This is a genomic window from Oceanipulchritudo coccoides, from assembly GCF_010500615.1.
Classification (GTDB): domain Bacteria; phylum Verrucomicrobiota; class Verrucomicrobiia; order Opitutales; family Oceanipulchritudinaceae; genus Oceanipulchritudo; species Oceanipulchritudo coccoides.
Map to the genome: position 1 here is coordinate 206,461 of NZ_JAAGNX010000002.1, position 15,668 is coordinate 222,128.

14 protein-coding genes are annotated in these 15,668 nt (G+C 53.2%); 9 read left to right on the forward strand and 5 right to left on the reverse strand.

The features are described from left to right. The first annotated feature begins 167 nt into the window (after nt 1-167). The 7 genes from G0Q06_RS06480 (at nt 168) to G0Q06_RS06510 (ending at nt 8,283) form a co-directional block, all read left to right on the forward strand. Nucleotides 168-1,304: an ABC transporter ATP-binding protein gene (locus G0Q06_RS06480; protein WP_163963672.1), complete on the forward strand. Its 1,137-nt coding sequence runs from the start codon at nt 168-170 to the stop codon at nt 1,302-1,304. Nucleotides 1,305-1,375: 71 nt separating this feature from the next. Beyond that, nucleotides 1,376-2,521 carry a homoserine O-acetyltransferase MetX gene (gene metX / locus G0Q06_RS06485; protein ID WP_163963674.1) on the forward strand — a complete coding sequence of 382 codons (1,146 nt, stop codon included), beginning with the start codon at nt 1,376-1,378 and terminating at the stop codon, nt 2,519-2,521. A 6-nt stretch (nt 2,522-2,527) separates the two neighbouring features. Next, on the forward strand, nt 2,528-3,160 hold the full coding sequence (locus G0Q06_RS06490; RefSeq protein ID WP_163963676.1) for a methionine biosynthesis protein MetW: 633 nt from the start codon (nt 2,528-2,530) through the stop codon (nt 3,158-3,160). Between the two features lie 159 nt (nt 3,161-3,319). Continuing rightward, the gene (locus G0Q06_RS06495; RefSeq protein WP_163963678.1) at nt 3,320-4,684 is read left to right on the forward strand and encodes a YadA-like family protein; all 1,365 of its coding nucleotides are present in this window, start codon (nt 3,320-3,322) and stop codon (nt 4,682-4,684) included. Nucleotides 4,685-4,804: 120 nt separating this feature from the next. Beyond that, complete coding sequence (locus tag G0Q06_RS06500) at nt 4,805-5,476, forward strand: hypothetical protein (protein ID WP_163963679.1); 672 nt, start codon at nt 4,805-4,807, stop codon at nt 5,474-5,476. Nucleotides 5,477-5,561: 85 nt separating this feature from the next. Beyond that, complete coding sequence (locus tag G0Q06_RS06505; RefSeq protein ID WP_163963681.1) at nt 5,562-7,427, forward strand: bifunctional acetyl-CoA hydrolase/transferase family protein/GNAT family N-acetyltransferase; 1,866 nt, start codon at nt 5,562-5,564, stop codon at nt 7,425-7,427. Between the two features lie 16 nt (nt 7,428-7,443). Further along, complete coding sequence (locus tag G0Q06_RS06510; protein ID WP_163963683.1) at nt 7,444-8,283, forward strand: LOG family protein; 840 nt, start codon at nt 7,444-7,446, stop codon at nt 8,281-8,283. A 32-nt stretch (nt 8,284-8,315) separates the two neighbouring features. Here G0Q06_RS06510 and G0Q06_RS06515 read toward each other — a convergent pair whose 3' ends face one another. From G0Q06_RS06515 to G0Q06_RS06525, 3 genes are read right to left on the reverse strand one after another with little or no spacing between them, the layout of a single operon-like run. Beyond that, nucleotides 8,316-8,822: an NUDIX hydrolase gene (locus G0Q06_RS06515; RefSeq protein ID WP_163963685.1), complete on the reverse strand. Its 507-nt coding sequence runs from the start codon at nt 8,820-8,822 to the stop codon at nt 8,316-8,318. Beyond that, the gene (locus G0Q06_RS06520) at nt 8,812-9,534 is read right to left on the reverse strand and encodes a hypothetical protein (protein ID WP_163963687.1); all 723 of its coding nucleotides are present in this window, start codon (nt 9,532-9,534) and stop codon (nt 8,812-8,814) included. The genes G0Q06_RS06515 and G0Q06_RS06520 overlap by 11 nt, the downstream gene beginning before the upstream one ends. A 44-nt stretch (nt 9,535-9,578) precedes the next feature. Beyond that, nucleotides 9,579-10,127 carry an NADPH-dependent FMN reductase gene (locus G0Q06_RS06525; RefSeq protein WP_163963689.1) on the reverse strand — a complete coding sequence of 183 codons (549 nt, stop codon included), beginning with the start codon at nt 10,125-10,127 and terminating at the stop codon, nt 9,579-9,581. A 168-nt stretch (nt 10,128-10,295) separates the two neighbouring features. Here G0Q06_RS06525 and recA point away from each other — a divergent pair, with 168 nt between their 5' ends. Beyond that, nucleotides 10,296-11,375 (forward strand): recombinase RecA, encoded by a 1,080-nt coding sequence (gene recA / locus G0Q06_RS06530; protein WP_163963690.1) that lies wholly within the window; start codon nt 10,296-10,298, stop codon nt 11,373-11,375. 73 nt (nt 11,376-11,448) lie between these two features. Continuing rightward, entirely contained in the window at nt 11,449-11,616 is a 168-nt protein-coding gene (gene rpmG, locus G0Q06_RS06535; protein ID WP_163963692.1) for a 50S ribosomal protein L33, read from the forward strand. An 84-nt stretch (nt 11,617-11,700) separates the two neighbouring features. Here the strand turns inward: rpmG and rpoD are convergent, their stop codons facing one another. Both rpoD and dnaG read right to left on the reverse strand, forming a co-directional pair. Further along, nucleotides 11,701-13,791, reverse strand: a complete 2,091-nt coding sequence (rpoD, locus tag G0Q06_RS14680; protein ID WP_163963695.1) for an RNA polymerase sigma factor RpoD — start codon at nt 13,789-13,791, stop codon at nt 11,701-11,703. Nucleotides 13,792-13,813: 22 nt separating this feature from the next. After that, nucleotides 13,814-15,664: a DNA primase gene (gene dnaG, locus G0Q06_RS06545; RefSeq protein WP_163963705.1), complete on the reverse strand. Its 1,851-nt coding sequence runs from the start codon at nt 15,662-15,664 to the stop codon at nt 13,814-13,816. Nucleotides 15,665-15,668: the final 4 nt, after the last annotated feature.

A 15,668-nucleotide genomic window follows, 5' to 3' on the forward strand; every position in this document is an offset into this window, starting at 1 on the left:
TCACGGATACAAACTCACGCGCCAAGGTAAAGCCTCAATGATATGGAAGTGGATAAGACCCGCCGCCTACGAGCCCGAGCAGATCCTGTAATATGGATTAAGCCTTGAGTGACGATAATCTGCATTTTGAAGTATCCTAAAAAAGAATAATGCAGTAAGCTCGTTCCATGGCCGAAGTATCCCTGAAGGACCTTGTTAAGATCTACCCTGCCTCGGGGAAAACCCCGCCCGTCGGGGCGGTGAAGCGGATCAACCTCGATATCAAGGACCGCGAGTTCATGGTGCTGGTCGGGCCCTCGGGATGTGGCAAGTCGACAACATTGCGGATGATCGCCGGGCTTGAGGAAATCACGGAGGGAGAAATTTCCATTGGTAAGAGGGTCGTAAATGATATCCAGCCGAAGAACCGTGACATCGCAATGGTCTTCCAGAATTACGCCCTCTACCCGCACATGACAGTTTTTGAAAATATGGCCTTTGGGCTGAAATTGCAAAAAAAGCCCAAAGAGGAAATCAACAAGCGCGTCATGGCCGCGGCGGAAATTCTCGGGATCGAGTCGTTGCTTGAACGCAAGCCCAAAGCCATGTCGGGTGGTCAGCGCCAGCGTGTGGCAGTGGGTCGGGCCATTGTCCGCAATCCCAAAGTGTTCCTTTTTGATGAGCCCCTTTCCAACCTTGATGCCAAGATGCGGGTGTCCATGCGGACGGAGATCTCCAAGCTGCACGCGCGCCTTGGAGCGACCATGATCTACGTGACCCACGACCAAGTGGAAGCGATGACCATGGGCGACCGGATCTGCGTCATGAAAGATGGGGATATCATGCAGGTGGCCGAACCGCTCCAACTGTACAACAGTCCGGAAAACATGTTTGTCGCGGGATTCATCGGGAGCCCTCCCATGAATTTCCTTCACGGTACGCTGACGAAGGAGGACGGCTCGGTCTGGTTCACAGAGGAGAATCCCGGCAGTGCGCCCATTAAAATCAAGTTGAGTGACAACCTGGCCGCGAAAGGCATAACCCATGTGGGAAACAAGGTTGTCTTCGGGATTCGCCCAGAGGATATCGCGGACGCAAACACGGTAACCGACATCGATCCGACCGTGCGTTCAAAAGCGAAAGTGGAAGTCTCCGAACCGATGGGGGCGGAAACATTCCTTTACCTGGACAGTGGCGCCCACAGCTTCATCGCCAAGGTCCATTCCGGGGACAAATATGAAATTACCCAGAATGTTGAACTGTACTTTAACATGGAAAAGGTCCACCTTTTCGATCCGGAATCGGAAAAGGTGTTGCGGAATTAAGCACTCCACCAAATAACGGTCGCTGTCTGGAAGCTCGCGCAAATGCGGGGGAAGCTTTCATTAAAAGACAGATGATTGACCCGCCGACAGAATCCACGGAAACACATCCGGGCGAAATTGGACTCGTCCGATGGAAGGATTATGTCCACACGGGAGCCTTCACCTTTGAATCGGGGGAGAAAATTCCCGGGTTTACGCTGCGCTACGAGACCTACGGGAAGCTGAACCCGCAGAAGGACAACGCCATCCTGATTTGTCACGCCCTGAGCGGGGATCATCACTGCGCGGGCATTCACAACCTGAACGACAAGAAACAGGGCTGGTGGAATAACATGATCGGGCCGGGCAAGCCGATCGATACGAACAAGTACTTCATCATCTGCAGCAATTGCCTTGGCGGCTGCCAGGGCTCGACTGGACCGAAATCCATCAATCCCGAGACCGGCAACCCCTACAATATGGACTTTCCGCTAGTCTCGATCCGAGACATGGTCCGCTCGCAGTATCTGTTGCTTCGCGAAGGGCTCGGCGTGGAGTCAATCTATGCGGTCATCGGCGGTTCCATGGGCGGAATGCAGGTTCTCCAGTGGGGCATCGATTATCCGGATTTTGTCCGCAAGCTGATTCCGATGGCGACCACCGCGCGCCAGAACGCACAGGCCATCGCCTTCAACGAAGTGGGTCGCCTGGCCGTGATGCAGGATCCCGAATGGCAAAACGGCGCTTACGGGGACGGGAAGGGCCCCAATGTAGGACTGGCGGTTGCCCGTATGATGGCTCACATCACGTATCTCAGCGATGCCGGCCTCGAGGAAAAATTTGGCCGGGACAAAGTGAAGCCCAATGAAGCCCGTTCGCAGTTTGATGCGGAATTCCAAGTTGAAAGTTATTTACGCTACCAGGGACAGAGCTTTATCAGCCGCTTTGACGCCAATTCCTACCTTTACCTGACCAAGGCCTTGGACCGCTTCGATCTCTTCGGCGAATCAGGCCAGCTTGAGGACCGGGTCAAGGCCATCCGTGCGCGGACCCTTGTTGTGGCTTTCAAGAGCGACTGGCTCTTCCCGCCCGCCCAGAATCGGGCCATCGTCCACGCGCTTCTGCGTTGTGGATGTGAGGCCTCATACGCGGAGCTCGATTTGACGCTTGGACATGACAGCTTCCTCGTGAACGCTCCCGACCTGTATCAGCTGGTCCACAACTTCCTGAACGCCTGATCCGCCATGCCACGCCACCAAATCAAACGGGAAACCGACCTGCAGATCATCTCCGAATGGATTGATGAGGGGCAAAGCGTGCTGGATGTGGGTTGCGGACGCGGAATCCTCCTTGAGCATCTCATCCGGACCCGCTCGGCACGCGCCCTGGGGGTTGATGCCAGCCTGGAAAAAGTACAGTCCTGCGTCAAACGGGGAGTCCCGGTCTACCATGGCGCCGCAGAATCCCTTCTGGAAGAGTTTCCCGATGGCTATTTCGACTGGGTCATTCTTTCCCGAATGGTTCAGGAGCTCGCCCACCCCGGTGAATTGATCCGCGCGTCACTGCGTGTCGCCAGCAACGTCGCTGTCGGCTTTGTCAACCATGGTTACTGGCTAAACCGCTGGTCCACCCTCCGCACCGGCTCGCGCCCGACAAATGAGGTCTTTCCACTATCCTGGGATGCCGGCCACCCCTACAATCCCGTCACGATCAAGGGATTCAACCAGTTTGCCTCGAAGGAAGGAATCGACATCGCCAATACCATCTTTCTCAAGGGCGACTGGCGACAACGGACTTCGTTTCTCCCAAATCTGACAGCGGGATATGCGGTGTACCATTTGAGGGGCACATCTGGGACCTGGCTTTCGGGGGGCTGAGCCCGCATCGTTAGGGCCCGATCAGGCTCCGGGACTGGGAAAATTTAACTTGCAATGACTGTCAAAGCAGGATTGTAACGTGATTGGATAATGCTTAACTGTAGCTATCAACTTAGACGGACTTTGTCCTAAAAGCGAAAACTGAACAAACAAATGTATATGAAAACTATATCGAAAAATACCAAATCCAGCGTTGTCGGGACCGTTATTCTGGCAGCACTTCTCCCGTCTGCCTTATTCGGCCTGGACGTCAATGAAGACGTCAATGTCGACGGGACGGTCACAATTCAAACCGCTCCAACGGATGCTGCCTTTGGGATCAACGACGATGGCTTGGGCGTTAACCCTGCCATTCCGGAAGATCTGGGCACCTTGATCAACCCAGTTGCTGATACAACACCTGTATACACGCAGCTCGGCGGAGCCACGATCAGCGAAGAAGACTTCGACAACAGTGGCATTATCGCGGAAACCAACGGCAACTTGACATTGCTCAGCAATCAGGGACAGGAAGAAACCTTCGCCTACACCCGCGCAGTCCGTAATGATGTTTACAATGCCGACCAGCCGCTCGCCGGTCAGTCAGCACAGTTTGTGAACATTGGTGGATACGTAGATCCTGACACTGGTGTTTTTGTTGAACTCGGATTACTCGACCTTGCTGAAAACTGGGATCCCGCATTTGTCGGAACTGCCCTCGAAGGTGAGCTGATCCTTGATCCGACCATCGCCGACTCACTCACCCCTGAACAGGAAGCTCTTCTGGTAAGCGTATCGGATATCCCCGGAGACGGCGGAAATCTTCTCGTTTCTGGTGATGCTACTGTATTGGGCACACTGAGCGCTGGTGGAGTTGCCGACGTGGAAGGCACCTTGAATACGCATTTCGGTCTGGTTTCTGCGAACATCGCAGCAATCGCTGACGAAGCTGCTGTTCGGGCCACCGCTGACGATGAAATCTCTGCTGGTTACATCGCTGCCGATGCTGAATTGGCTGCTGGCATCGCTGCCAACAATGACACGCTTTCCGTGCATTACGGCTTGGTTTCCAAGAACATTGGCGATATCGACCTTAACAAAACCGCCATTGCTGACGAAGCTGCTGCTCGCGCTGCCGCTGATGATGAGATCGTTGCCGGCTACCAGGCTGCTGACTCGGCTATCGTTGCCGGTTACCAGGCTGCTGACGCTGAATTGGCTGCAGGCATTGCTGCTAACAATGACACATTGTCCGCTCATTATGCTCTTGTTAGCAAGAACATCGGCGACATTGCTGATAACAAGGAATCAATCGAAAGAAATGCTCGCGGTATCTCGATGGTGGCTGCCCTTACGCACTCCACTATCCTTCCGGGCATGGAAAACGCCTTGGACATCAACGCGGCATACTTCGAAGACGAACTGGGTCTGGCAATCAGCTACTCCCGTCGCGTCAATGAAAACACGCAGATCAACTTCGGTGCTGCCTCCACTTCCGACTTCGAAGAAAGCGTTGTCCGCGGTGGTGTTAGCTTCCAGTGGTAAACTGCTTTTCTAATCATCTTTAACAGAGTGCCGCCAGCAATGGCGGCACTTTTTTTATTCCCGGACAAACTCCGGATTGAAGTCAGCACCCAGATGTCTATAGTGCGGCGGTCTGAAGTGATGAAATTAAAGGCAAAATTCCTCGGGCTTGTCTTACCGGTCCTCCTGTTTCCGATTCTTCTGTTTGTTGGATGCCAGACAACCGGAGGGGGCCAAACTCAAGCTCCTGCTCAAGCATATATCCCAAAGCAGGGTGTGACCAAGGTATTCCTGACTGCCAACGCCGCTCCTCAGGGAGTGGGTAATGTGAGAAGAGTCTATGTATTCCCCCCTTTGCTCATCGATGCCAATGGACGACCCTTGGGCGACTTGTCTTATGTCGTTAACGAAGAAGGCCAGCTTTTCTGGCGATCAGAGGCTCCGGATGCGCTTGGAGTTAAAAAATCCCTCGAATCGCACTTTCGGGATATGGGCTACCGACCAGTCTCTTTTGAGACATTGTCCAATGTGGAGACGGACCATTCCATCCTGGTTGTCAGCCCCTATTTCTCCGCCCCTTTGAGAGACAATCAAAACCCGGATAATCCTTTCGTTTTCGCACGGATCGTCATGGCCACTTATCCGGCGAGTCTTTCTCCCCAGGAACGGCTGGAACTCGTCAACCAGGAAACCCTTTCCCACTATCACCCCAAGGATAATTATATTCTTGTCGTGAAACGCAGTCTGCAACACGCCATCTCCTATATGGGAATGGATCGCGACTGGAGTCAGGAGCTTTCCTTGCAACCCTGAAACCATGCTCCTTTGTATGAGTATGAGCACCATCACACCCAGCCTACCCCCCGCACCCAACTGGCGCAAATGCCTCCGGCCAGGCATGCGTATACATCTCGCCTCAGGGGCTGCATGTCCGCATGCATTGGTTGAAGACCTTCTCCAGCATGTTGAAGACATTGAGGATCTCGAGCTCATGCAGGGCCTCACCCTCCCCCCGGCGCCTTGGCTGGACAGGAAAAAATATCCGGGGATCAAGACCAACGCCTTTTACCTGGATGCCCGTTTGAGTGAGCTCGTCAACCAGGGTGATGCCGATTACTCACCTGTTCATTACTCCGACATCCCGACTCTTTACCGCGATGGAACCATCCGAATAGATGCCGCGCTCATCATGGTTTCCCCTCCCGATGAATACGGCTACTGCTCGCTTGGGCCTTCTGTTGAATGGACTCCTGCGGCCATCGAGACTGCCAGGGTCGTGATCGCCCAAGTGAATCCTGAAATGCCAAGGACAGGCGGGCTAAGTCATGTCCATGTATCTAAAATTCACTACGCCCTTGAGTTTTCGGCTCCCCTGCCGGAGCTGATCTCAAGCGAGGAGGATCCGGTCTTCTCACAGATAGGGGAATATGCGGCCCAGTTGATTCGTAATGGCGATACTCTTCAATTCGGGGTCGGTCCCGTGGGGGACGGCCTCGCTGCCGCACTCCGTCAGCATCGGCACCTGGGAATACACTCTGAGGTCATCGGCAATGGGGTCATGAACCTGTTCAAGGAGGGCGTGATTGACAATAGCCGGAAAACCCTTCTTCCGGGAAAGGTCGTCGCCTCCCATGCACTTGGAACAAGTGAACTGTATTCATTTCTCAACACAAATCCGCATTTTGACTTTCGTCCCGCGGATTTCACAAACAATCCAATTAGCATCGCCCGTAACGAGCACATGGTTTCTGTTAATGGTGCTCTGCTGATGGACCTCACCGGACAAACCGTTGTCGATTCGGTACAGGGGCTTTTCCGGAGCGGGGTCGGCTCAATGGTGGATTTTGTTCGCGGCGCGGCGATGAGCCTGCACGGCAGACCGATCATTGCCTTGGCCTCATCCGGCGTGGACGATGAAGGAAAGCGCTTTTCACGTATCGTGGCAGACCTACCCATGGGTGCGGGTGTTGGATGTAATCGATCGGATGTCCACTATGTGGTTACTGAGCATGGCATCGCGAGCCTGCGGGGACGCACGATCCAGGAACGTGTTCAAGAGCTTATCCAGATCGCCCATCCTGATTTTCGCGAGGACTTGCTCAAGAAGGCAAGAGAGCATCACTTGGTACCGCCTTATTTTCAACTTCCACCACCCTACAAGGATGCCGCCCACGGTATTAGGATCCGAAAGATAGTCCTGCGCGATGAACAGGAATACATCCTCCGCCCCCTTGGGGCCGCTGACGACCGCAGGCTGCAGGAATTCTTTTATTCCCATACCGAGGAGACGATTGTCCGCCGCTACGGGTTTACCGTTACCCGCATGAGCCGTGAGCGAGCCTTCGAGCTTGTCGGAATTGACCAAAACCACGACCTCGCCATTGCCATTGTCGAACTCCAGGGACCGCGACAAGTGATTCACGCGGTCGGCCGTTACTACCTTGATGCAGATAAAAAGGGTGCTGAGATGGCGTTCGTCGTTTCGGAAAGCAAGCGGCGTGTCGGAATGGCGCGCACTCTTCTGGAAAGCATGCTGGAAACCGCACATCAAAGGGGTTTGACTCACTTGTGGGCCCAAGTCGACAGGGACAATACGCCCATGATGGGGCTCTTCCGCAAAATGGGGGCCGAGGAAAAAGAAGGCGATGACATGCACACGGTTCATGTGGACATTCCGCTGACAAAGGAGGTTATGAAGGAAATTAAGAAGCCTAAAAAGGCTTTCCATCTCTTCAGAAATCGGTCAGAATCAAAGGATTCCTAAATTGTAGTTATTCCCCATGACAAAAAAAATTGCTGAAGCATGGCCTCCACGGGCCTACAAGAACGTTGATTTCCTGAACAGTCCAGAGGCACGGCAGATTCGCATCCTGTGTGAGCTGGAAGAAACCGAAAGGCGTTTCAAGGAGGAGAACATCGAAGATACGATCGTGATGTTTGGTTCTGCACGGACAATGCCCTTGAAGGAAGCCAAGAGCAGGCTCGCAGGGCTTGAAAAACGGTTTGCTGGAAAAAAGCGTCTCTCCCAGAAAGACAAGGAAGAACTCAGGCTGGCCAAGGCAAACCTGCGCAATGCGCCATATTATAATTATGCGATGGACTTGTCGCACAAGCTGACCAAATGGTCCATGTCGCTGACCTCCAAACAAAGGCGATTCCTGATCTGTTCAGGCGGCGGTCCCGGCATCATGGAAGCCGCCAATCGCGGGGCGCGCAAAGCCGGAGGGGCCTCCATCGGCCTCGGCATCAGCCTTCCCTTCGAACAGGGCCTCAACCCCTATGTCACACGCGACCTGCAGTTTGAATTTCATTACTTCTTTGTCCGCAAGTGGTGGTTTATCTACCTCGCAAAGGCGTTGGTGGTCTTTCCGGGTGGATTCGGAACCATGGACGAGCTTTTTGAGACCTTGACGCTTATCCAGACCCGAAAGGTTGAAAAGAAGGTACCCATTGTCCTTTTTGGGTCGGAATTCTGGAACGGTATTCTCAGTTTCGATACATTTGTCGAATGGGGCGTCATCTCCCCGAAGGACCTGAACCTCTTCAAGATCGTTGATACGACAGAAGAAGCCTTCGACTACATAGTGAAGTTCCTCACAAAGGAGCATCTCCTCAAGTAAGCGAGGTCTGCCATCTCGTTGGAGTCCCGCCTTCAGGTGGTCCGGATTGTTTTCCAGACCTCGTGGAAACACGGGGCAAAATCTCCGGGCCTTTCTTGAAGCCACTTATTCAATTCTTCAACGGAGACCCAGCGTCCATCGGAGATTTCCCCCGGATGCAAGGTGAACGGCCCCTCATGGCGGGCAAGATAGATGCGGACAAACTCCTGTCCGGTCATTTCACTCGCTGGCAATGAAGCAATTTGGGCCAACTGATCCACCTCGATCCCCAGTTCTTCACGAAGCTCACGGACTGCCGCCTCATCATAAGCTTCACCGCTGTCCAGGTGTCCGCTTGAGGAGGAGTCCCAGCAACCCGGATGACAATCCTTTTCCATCGAGCGCTTTTGCAGGAAGAAGTCGCCATTCTGGCGCTGCACAAGAACATGCACGGCCCGATGCAAAAGACCCTCCGCGTGAACCACTCCCCGCGGAGCCTGCCCGACCACTCGATCCTCGCGGTCAACTACATCGAAAAGCTCGTCAGGATTATCGGCCATCGCGCTCACCACCAAGAAACTGAAGCAGTCCCGGATCATCATCCTTGATGACAATCTCCTCCTCTCCCTTTGTTCGCTTTCCGATGTATGGTTTGGCCGCAAGAAGCATATAGGGAAGGGCTTGCCGATAGTCCGTGCTCTGGCTGCGTAGCGAAACTTTAACATTCCACATCTCCTCGCCCGGCTGTCCATTGGCTCCCAGGCGTTTTGCGCTCAAGACGAGTATCTTTTCGTATACGGTCACTTGCTGGTCACGATCAACATAGCCTGCGAAATGTGTCCGGGGAGGAGTCCAGTATTCTCGGTAGGCATAGCGGATGAATTTACCATCACTATTCACAACAGGAATTCTTACGGTCCTGAAATGCCCCCTTGATTCGACATAAATTGGCTCGGAATAACTTCTTGTCTCCACCATCGGTTCAGAGAGAAAGGCTTTGACCCCAACTCGTAAGTCCGGCCCTTCCCCCGCTTGCGCCTCACGCAGGTTATTCTTCCGAAGCAAGGTATTGATGTGGGTTGAAACCTCCTTGAAAAAGAGATCCGCTGTTTCGACTTCCGGATGATCACTCGCCAGAACATAGGTTTGTGGCGTGGAGCTTCCCGTGTTGGGCGCGCTCAATGCATCGACCCGGACCGTGTAGCGGCTTGCGCATCCGTTCAGGAGAACAATGCCAAGAACAACCGGAATAAGAGACAGCTTAGCCTTCATAATACCTTATGATACCCTTTTCGCTGGATTGTTCCAACAATTCCTTATGCCGACGGCTTGAGAGCCTGGATAAATTGGACAAAATGCCGGCTCTGCTCTTCCAGCCTGCTCTTCAGGTCCGTATCCGAGACGGACCCGTCCTCAGCCAATACTTTGTGCACAGAAGGGATAAAGACCCGTCGATTAAAGAGGTGGGCGTTGCGGTAGGCAAAAACCATCTGCAGCTGCTCAACCGGACGAAGAGCCCCATGGTACCCAGCAGCCAACCCAATGAAGGCAACCGGTCGGCAGTTGAAACTTTCTGGAAACGGAAGCAAATCCACAAAATGTTTCAAAACCCCCGGGAAACTCCCGTTATATTCCGGGACAACAACGACAAGGCCATCGGAAGAAAGGATTTTGTCGGTGAAATTACTGGTCAGCGATTCCGGCTTTTCCGTGAAGACTCCGGGGAGAAAGGCCTCCGCGGGCAAATCCCGCAAATCCAGGAGCTCAACAGGCTCACCAAGCTCCTTGTAGATTCCAGCAACGTGCCGGCTGATCTTGATACTGTTGTTATTCTCCCGGTTGGTCCCCGATATAATTGTAATCATGCCATAAATTAGATGCCAATGTCGGGTGATCCGTCAACCCGCTGTGCCGCAAATACATGAAAACAAAGGGGCTTACAGTATAGTGAACATATAATCACATTTTTCTTGCCTGAATTTAATTATAAACTCAATTTGTCAGACAAAGAAAGAACCTCACTCTTAATTCCTATGGCACGTAGTTCATCCAAAGCACCAACCAGCGCAGCCGAAGGCGTGAAAGCCCTCGACCTCGCCCTCTCCGCAATCAACAAGCAATTTGGCGACGGCGCCATCATGCGCCTCGGCCAGGCTAGCCAGGTCAAAATCGATGTCATTCCGACTGGCTGCCCTTCCATTGATCTGGCACTTGGCGTCGGTGGATTGCCGCGCGGTCGCGTCAGCGAAATCTATGGACCTGAGTCATCCGGTAAAACAACCCTTTGTCTGGCCCTCATCGCACAGGCCCAAAGGGCCGGCGGTAACGCGGTCTTTGTCGATGTCGAGCACGCCCTCGATCCCCGGTATGCCCGCATTGTCGGTGTGGATATCGACAACCTCATGGTCTCCCAGCCGGAGAGCGGGGAAGATGCCCTGAATATCACCGAAACCCTCATCCGGAGCGGCGCCATTGACATTATCGTCATCGACTCGGTGGCCGCCCTCGTTTCCAAAAACGAGCTCGACGGGCAATTCGGCGACAGCACAGTGGGCCTGCAGGCCCGGATGATGAGCCAGGCCATGCGCCGTCTCACCGCGGCCATCCACCGGACCAACTGCGTCTGTCTCTTCACGAATCAAATCCGCGAAAAGATCGGGGTCATGTTCGGGAATCCCGAGACCCAGCCAGGCGGACGGGCCCTTAAGTTCTTTGCCTCCATCCGGATGGATATCAGGCGGATTGGCGCCATCAAGGACACTTCCGGCGCTGTAAAGGGCAACCGGACACGGATCAAGGTCGTCAAGAACAAGGTCGCCCCACCCTTCACGGAGTGTGAATTCGACATTATGTACAACGAGGGTATCTCACGGACGGGCTCCGTCCTGGATCTAGGTCTGGAACATAAGATTCTCGAGAAGAAGGGATCCTGGATTTCCTACGAAGGGGATTTAATCGGCCAGGGGCGTGAAGCCGCCAAGCAATACCTCGCCGAAAATCCTGAGGTCGTGGAGAAGGTCACCAAGGCTATTTACAAGAAGGTCACGGTCGTTGGAGGCAGCTTGCTGGGCCATCTGGATGACGAGGAATCCGTCGAGAAAGCTGAAAAATAAGCCCTTGAATGGATTTCTGACTTGCACCAAGTGGGAAATCCCTCAGCTTCTCCCGTTTTAACCCAATTTAGCCATGCCGAGAGAACATATCATTTTAGAATGCACAGAAGCCCGGGCCGAGGACAAGCCGGTCTCACGCTACATGTCGACCCGCAACAAGAAGCTGCAACAAGGCCGCGTTGAGAAGAAGAAGTACAATCCGAATCTTCGCCGTCACACCCTGCATCGTGAGATCAAGTAGATCCGCCTGACAGACTTTAAAAAAAAGCCGCACCCGAAAGGATGCGGCTTTTTTATTTGGAGTGCGGTGACACGCCAAAATTAATTACGGATTCGGCTCGAGCTGATTCTTGACGTGTTCCGGCTCGAAGAACCCGTGCAACTGGCGGATACGCGTTGGGTGGCGCATTTTGCGGAGTGCCTTGGCCTCAATCTGACGGATTCGCTCACGCGTCACATTGAACTGGCGCCCAACCTCCTCAAGCGTACGACTGTATCCATCCACAAGTCCGAACCGCAGGCTCAGCACACGACGTTCACGATCCGTGAGGGAATCCAGAACATCCATGATTTTCTCCCTTAGAAGGGAGTAGGCCGTCATATCGTAAGGATTATCGGCTCCCTTATCCTCAATAAAGTCGCCGAAGTTGGTATCATCGCTGTCGCCAACCGGGCTTTGCAGGGAAATGGGTTGCTGGGCCATTTTCATGATCTGTTGCACGCGCTCGACCGGAAGGTCCATCTCATCCGCTACTTCTTCAGCGGTGGGCTCGTGTCCAAGCTCCTGCAACAACTGCTTCTGGACCTGCATGACCTTGTTGAGGGTTTCAATCATGTGGACAGGAATACGGATTGTCCGGGCCTGGTCGGCAATTGAGCGTGTGATGGCCTGCCGGATCCACCAAGTCGCATAGGTGCTGAACTTGTATCCACGACGGTATTCAAACTTCTCGACCGCCTTCATCAGTCCCATATTGCCCTCTTGAATCAAATCAAGGAAGCTGAGGCCGCGATTTGTATACTTCTTGGCAATGGAAATAACCAGTCGGAGGTTGGCCTCGACCATTTCCGTCTTTGCCCGATGTGCACTGCGCATGCCCTTCCGGACCTCCTTGAGAATCTCGAGGAATTCCTGAGGCTCAACACGGAGCTGTTTATTGATTTCCGAAAGTCGGCGGCTGACCTTGTCCACATCAATAGCGCGGCCACGCCTTGTCTTGGCCCTGTCAGCAAGTTCAAGGCTGTCGACCATTGTGTGGATTTCCCGGATCATCGGTTCAAGGGTTTCAAGGTACTCCTCGAAAACCTTCAATTTGAAGCAGAACCGACGAAAAATTGGCTTCAACTCCGCTTGATACTTATTGTAACGCTTGAGGATCTTTTCCTTCTCGGCCTTGGTCTTGGCTTTATTCAAGCTCTTCCAGGCCTCGTCCAGCTTCACCTCGATACTGTCGATCTGCTCGATCAGTCGGGGGATCAACTTGAAGTACTGTTCCCGGCTTTCAATCTTCTTATCGAGCACTACGCGGTCAAAACGCTCATCCCGGTCAATCAGCTTCTGAGCCAATTCACGTTGGAAATTCTTGGTGAAGGCGATGGAAAATAGCGTGTCCATGGCGCGCATTTCCGCCTCTTCAATTCTCTTGGAAATCGCGACTTCTTCTTCCCGGGTAAGTAGCGGTACCTGTCCCATCTGCTTGAGGTACATCCGGACCGGGTCATCCAGAATATCCGACTGCGCATTGCGGACTTCCTCCTCGGTTGATTCTTCGAGCCGCTGTTTGTAACCTTCGACCTCTTCGGAATCGATGATGTCTACATCAAGATTCTCAAGGATTGTAATGACGTTCTCAATTTCGGCCGGGGAGTCCACGGTTTCCGGGAGGTGCTCATTGATATCCTTGTAGGTCAGAAAACCCTGTTCCTTGGATTTCCGGATCAAGGCACGAATGCGATCGTTCACATCCGCCGCCTTGTCCCCTTCAGATGCGGCGCCTTTGCCTTTGGCTTTTTTCCCTTCCTTTGCCGCTGCTTCGATCTTGCTTTCCGCAAGTTCCCGAAGCTTGGCCGCTACCTCTTTCGCAAGTGACTTTTTCTGAACAGCCTTCTTGGTCGCCTTTTTCGCAGCTGTTTTCTTGGTCGCCGTTGTTTTCTTGGTCGCCGCTTTTTTGACGGTTGTCTTTTTAGCGGCTGCCTTTTTGGCGACCTTTTTCGCCGGAGCCTTGCTGGCGGATTTCTTTACCGTCGCTTTTTTGGCAGATTTTTTCTTAGCCGGGGCCTTTTTAGCTGGAGTCGACTTTTTCGTGGTAGCCTTCTTCGCGGCTTTTTTCACTGTCTTCTTGGCTGGCGACTTTTTCTTGGCCGGGGAGGCTGTTTTCCGAGTGGCTTTCTTAGCAGGTGCTTTTTTTGCTGGCATAATTAGTATTTAAATTAGTTTCCTACCCATTCAGGGAAATGGATGGGAACTCCCCTTTCGTCATCTGAAGGAAGAGTTCGTTTTTCTGATTCATGAGGTCACGAATTTGGGTGAGATCATCCGGATTGTTGGCGCATTCTGAAATTTTCTGGTTAAGGACCCTGACCTGTTCGCGACAATAACGGCGGGCCAATGAAGCAATCGTCAGGTTGACAAAAGATTCCATATCGATGTGCGGGCGCTCATCCACAAGATAACGTGCAAAACAATCCCGCTCCTCATCTGTTTCCAGAAGCAGATGGATGTCTTCCGCCTTCTCAATATGATCCTCTAATGCCTGTGCCAGAATGAGTGAGAGTAGCTTACCTTCGATAATTTGGAGTTTAATCCATTGATGGTCAATGACCTGCGCAAGCGTTTCTGCCAATGTAACATTCTGTAAAACGGCCCAAAGTAAGTCGCCTTCCAGAATTGTCAATGCTTCGGGAGCCTTTGTTCCGTTATTGTTTTCTTTTCTTTCAACACGGGCGGGATTGGGTGGTTTAGACTCCCTTGCAAGCCTTTTGAAATCAGCCACCGCAGCCTCTCGAGAGACACCGGTCACCTGCACAGCTTCCTCAAAATACCCTTCACGAACAACGGCACTGGGGCACTCCATAAGCATCTTGAAAAGGGTGTTCAAGGCATTGGCCCGTCCCTCTGGAGTGGGTTTGTCCCCCTGCAATAGCGAGTGACCGGCAAAATGCATTCCTGTCTGGGGGTCCAGTTGTTTGAGGCCTTCCGCACCTCTGGAGCGAAGAAAATCGTCGGGATCCTCTCCCTTGGGCAAAGCCAACACCGTCACTTGAAGACGATTCTTGAAAGCCATCGGCAACAATCGGAGGACAGCCCTGACCCCCGCTTCATCACTGTCGAGGAGAACTGTAAGCTGATCGGTGTAGCGCTTAACAAGCGCAAGTTGTTCCTCGGTGACTGACGTTCCTTGGGGCGCGACCGCCTCAGTTACCCCACAGTCCCAACAACGCAAGGCGTCCAGTTGGCCCTCAACGAGCAATAGCCGGCCAGCCTGTTTGACTCCCTCACGGGCCCGGTCGAGGTTAAACAACAACTGGCTCTTCTTGAAGATGGGGGTCTCAGGAGAATTTATGTACTTGGCCTTCCACGAAGCATGATCGCGGGGTGTCACATCCAGCTGGCGTGCGGTAAAGGCGATGACCTGCCCTTGAATATCGCGAATGGGAACCATCAAGCGCCCCCGGAAGACAAAGAACCAGCGATCCAGATCAGCTGGCTGGCGGCCAGTGTAAAAGAGCCCGCTTGCGGCCAGAACATCCTGCTTGAAGCCTTTGCCCTTAAGCCTGTCGAGCAACTCACGGCTTTCGGGCGGGGAAAAGCCAATCCGGAATTCATCGGCCAGTTTGAGTGAAAACCCGCGCTGCTCGACCCAATAACGCCGAATCTCCTCAGCTTGAGGGTTCATTGCCAGAAAAGCCTCGTGATAGTAGTCCCGGGCATACTCGTGTACATCCAACAGGGCCTGCTTCATGCTTCGCACCTCTGGATCCGGGCCGGCCCCGCTTGCATAGCGAACCTCTATGCCAAAGCGTTCCGCGAGGGCCTCGACCGCTTCAGGAAATGTCAATTTCTCTGTCTCCTGAATAAAACGAATCCCGTCACCGGCAAGCCCGGTGGAATGGCATTTAAAAAAATTGCGCTCAGAGAGCACGTAAAATGACGGTGTTTTCTCCTGCGAAAAGGGGCTTAATCCACGCCAGTTCCGACCGGAACGCGTCAATTCGACATGCGGCCGGACAACATCGTAAAGCGGAATGGCCCGCACTGCTTGAAGAGTCTCCTCAGAAAAGAAAGGCATCAAT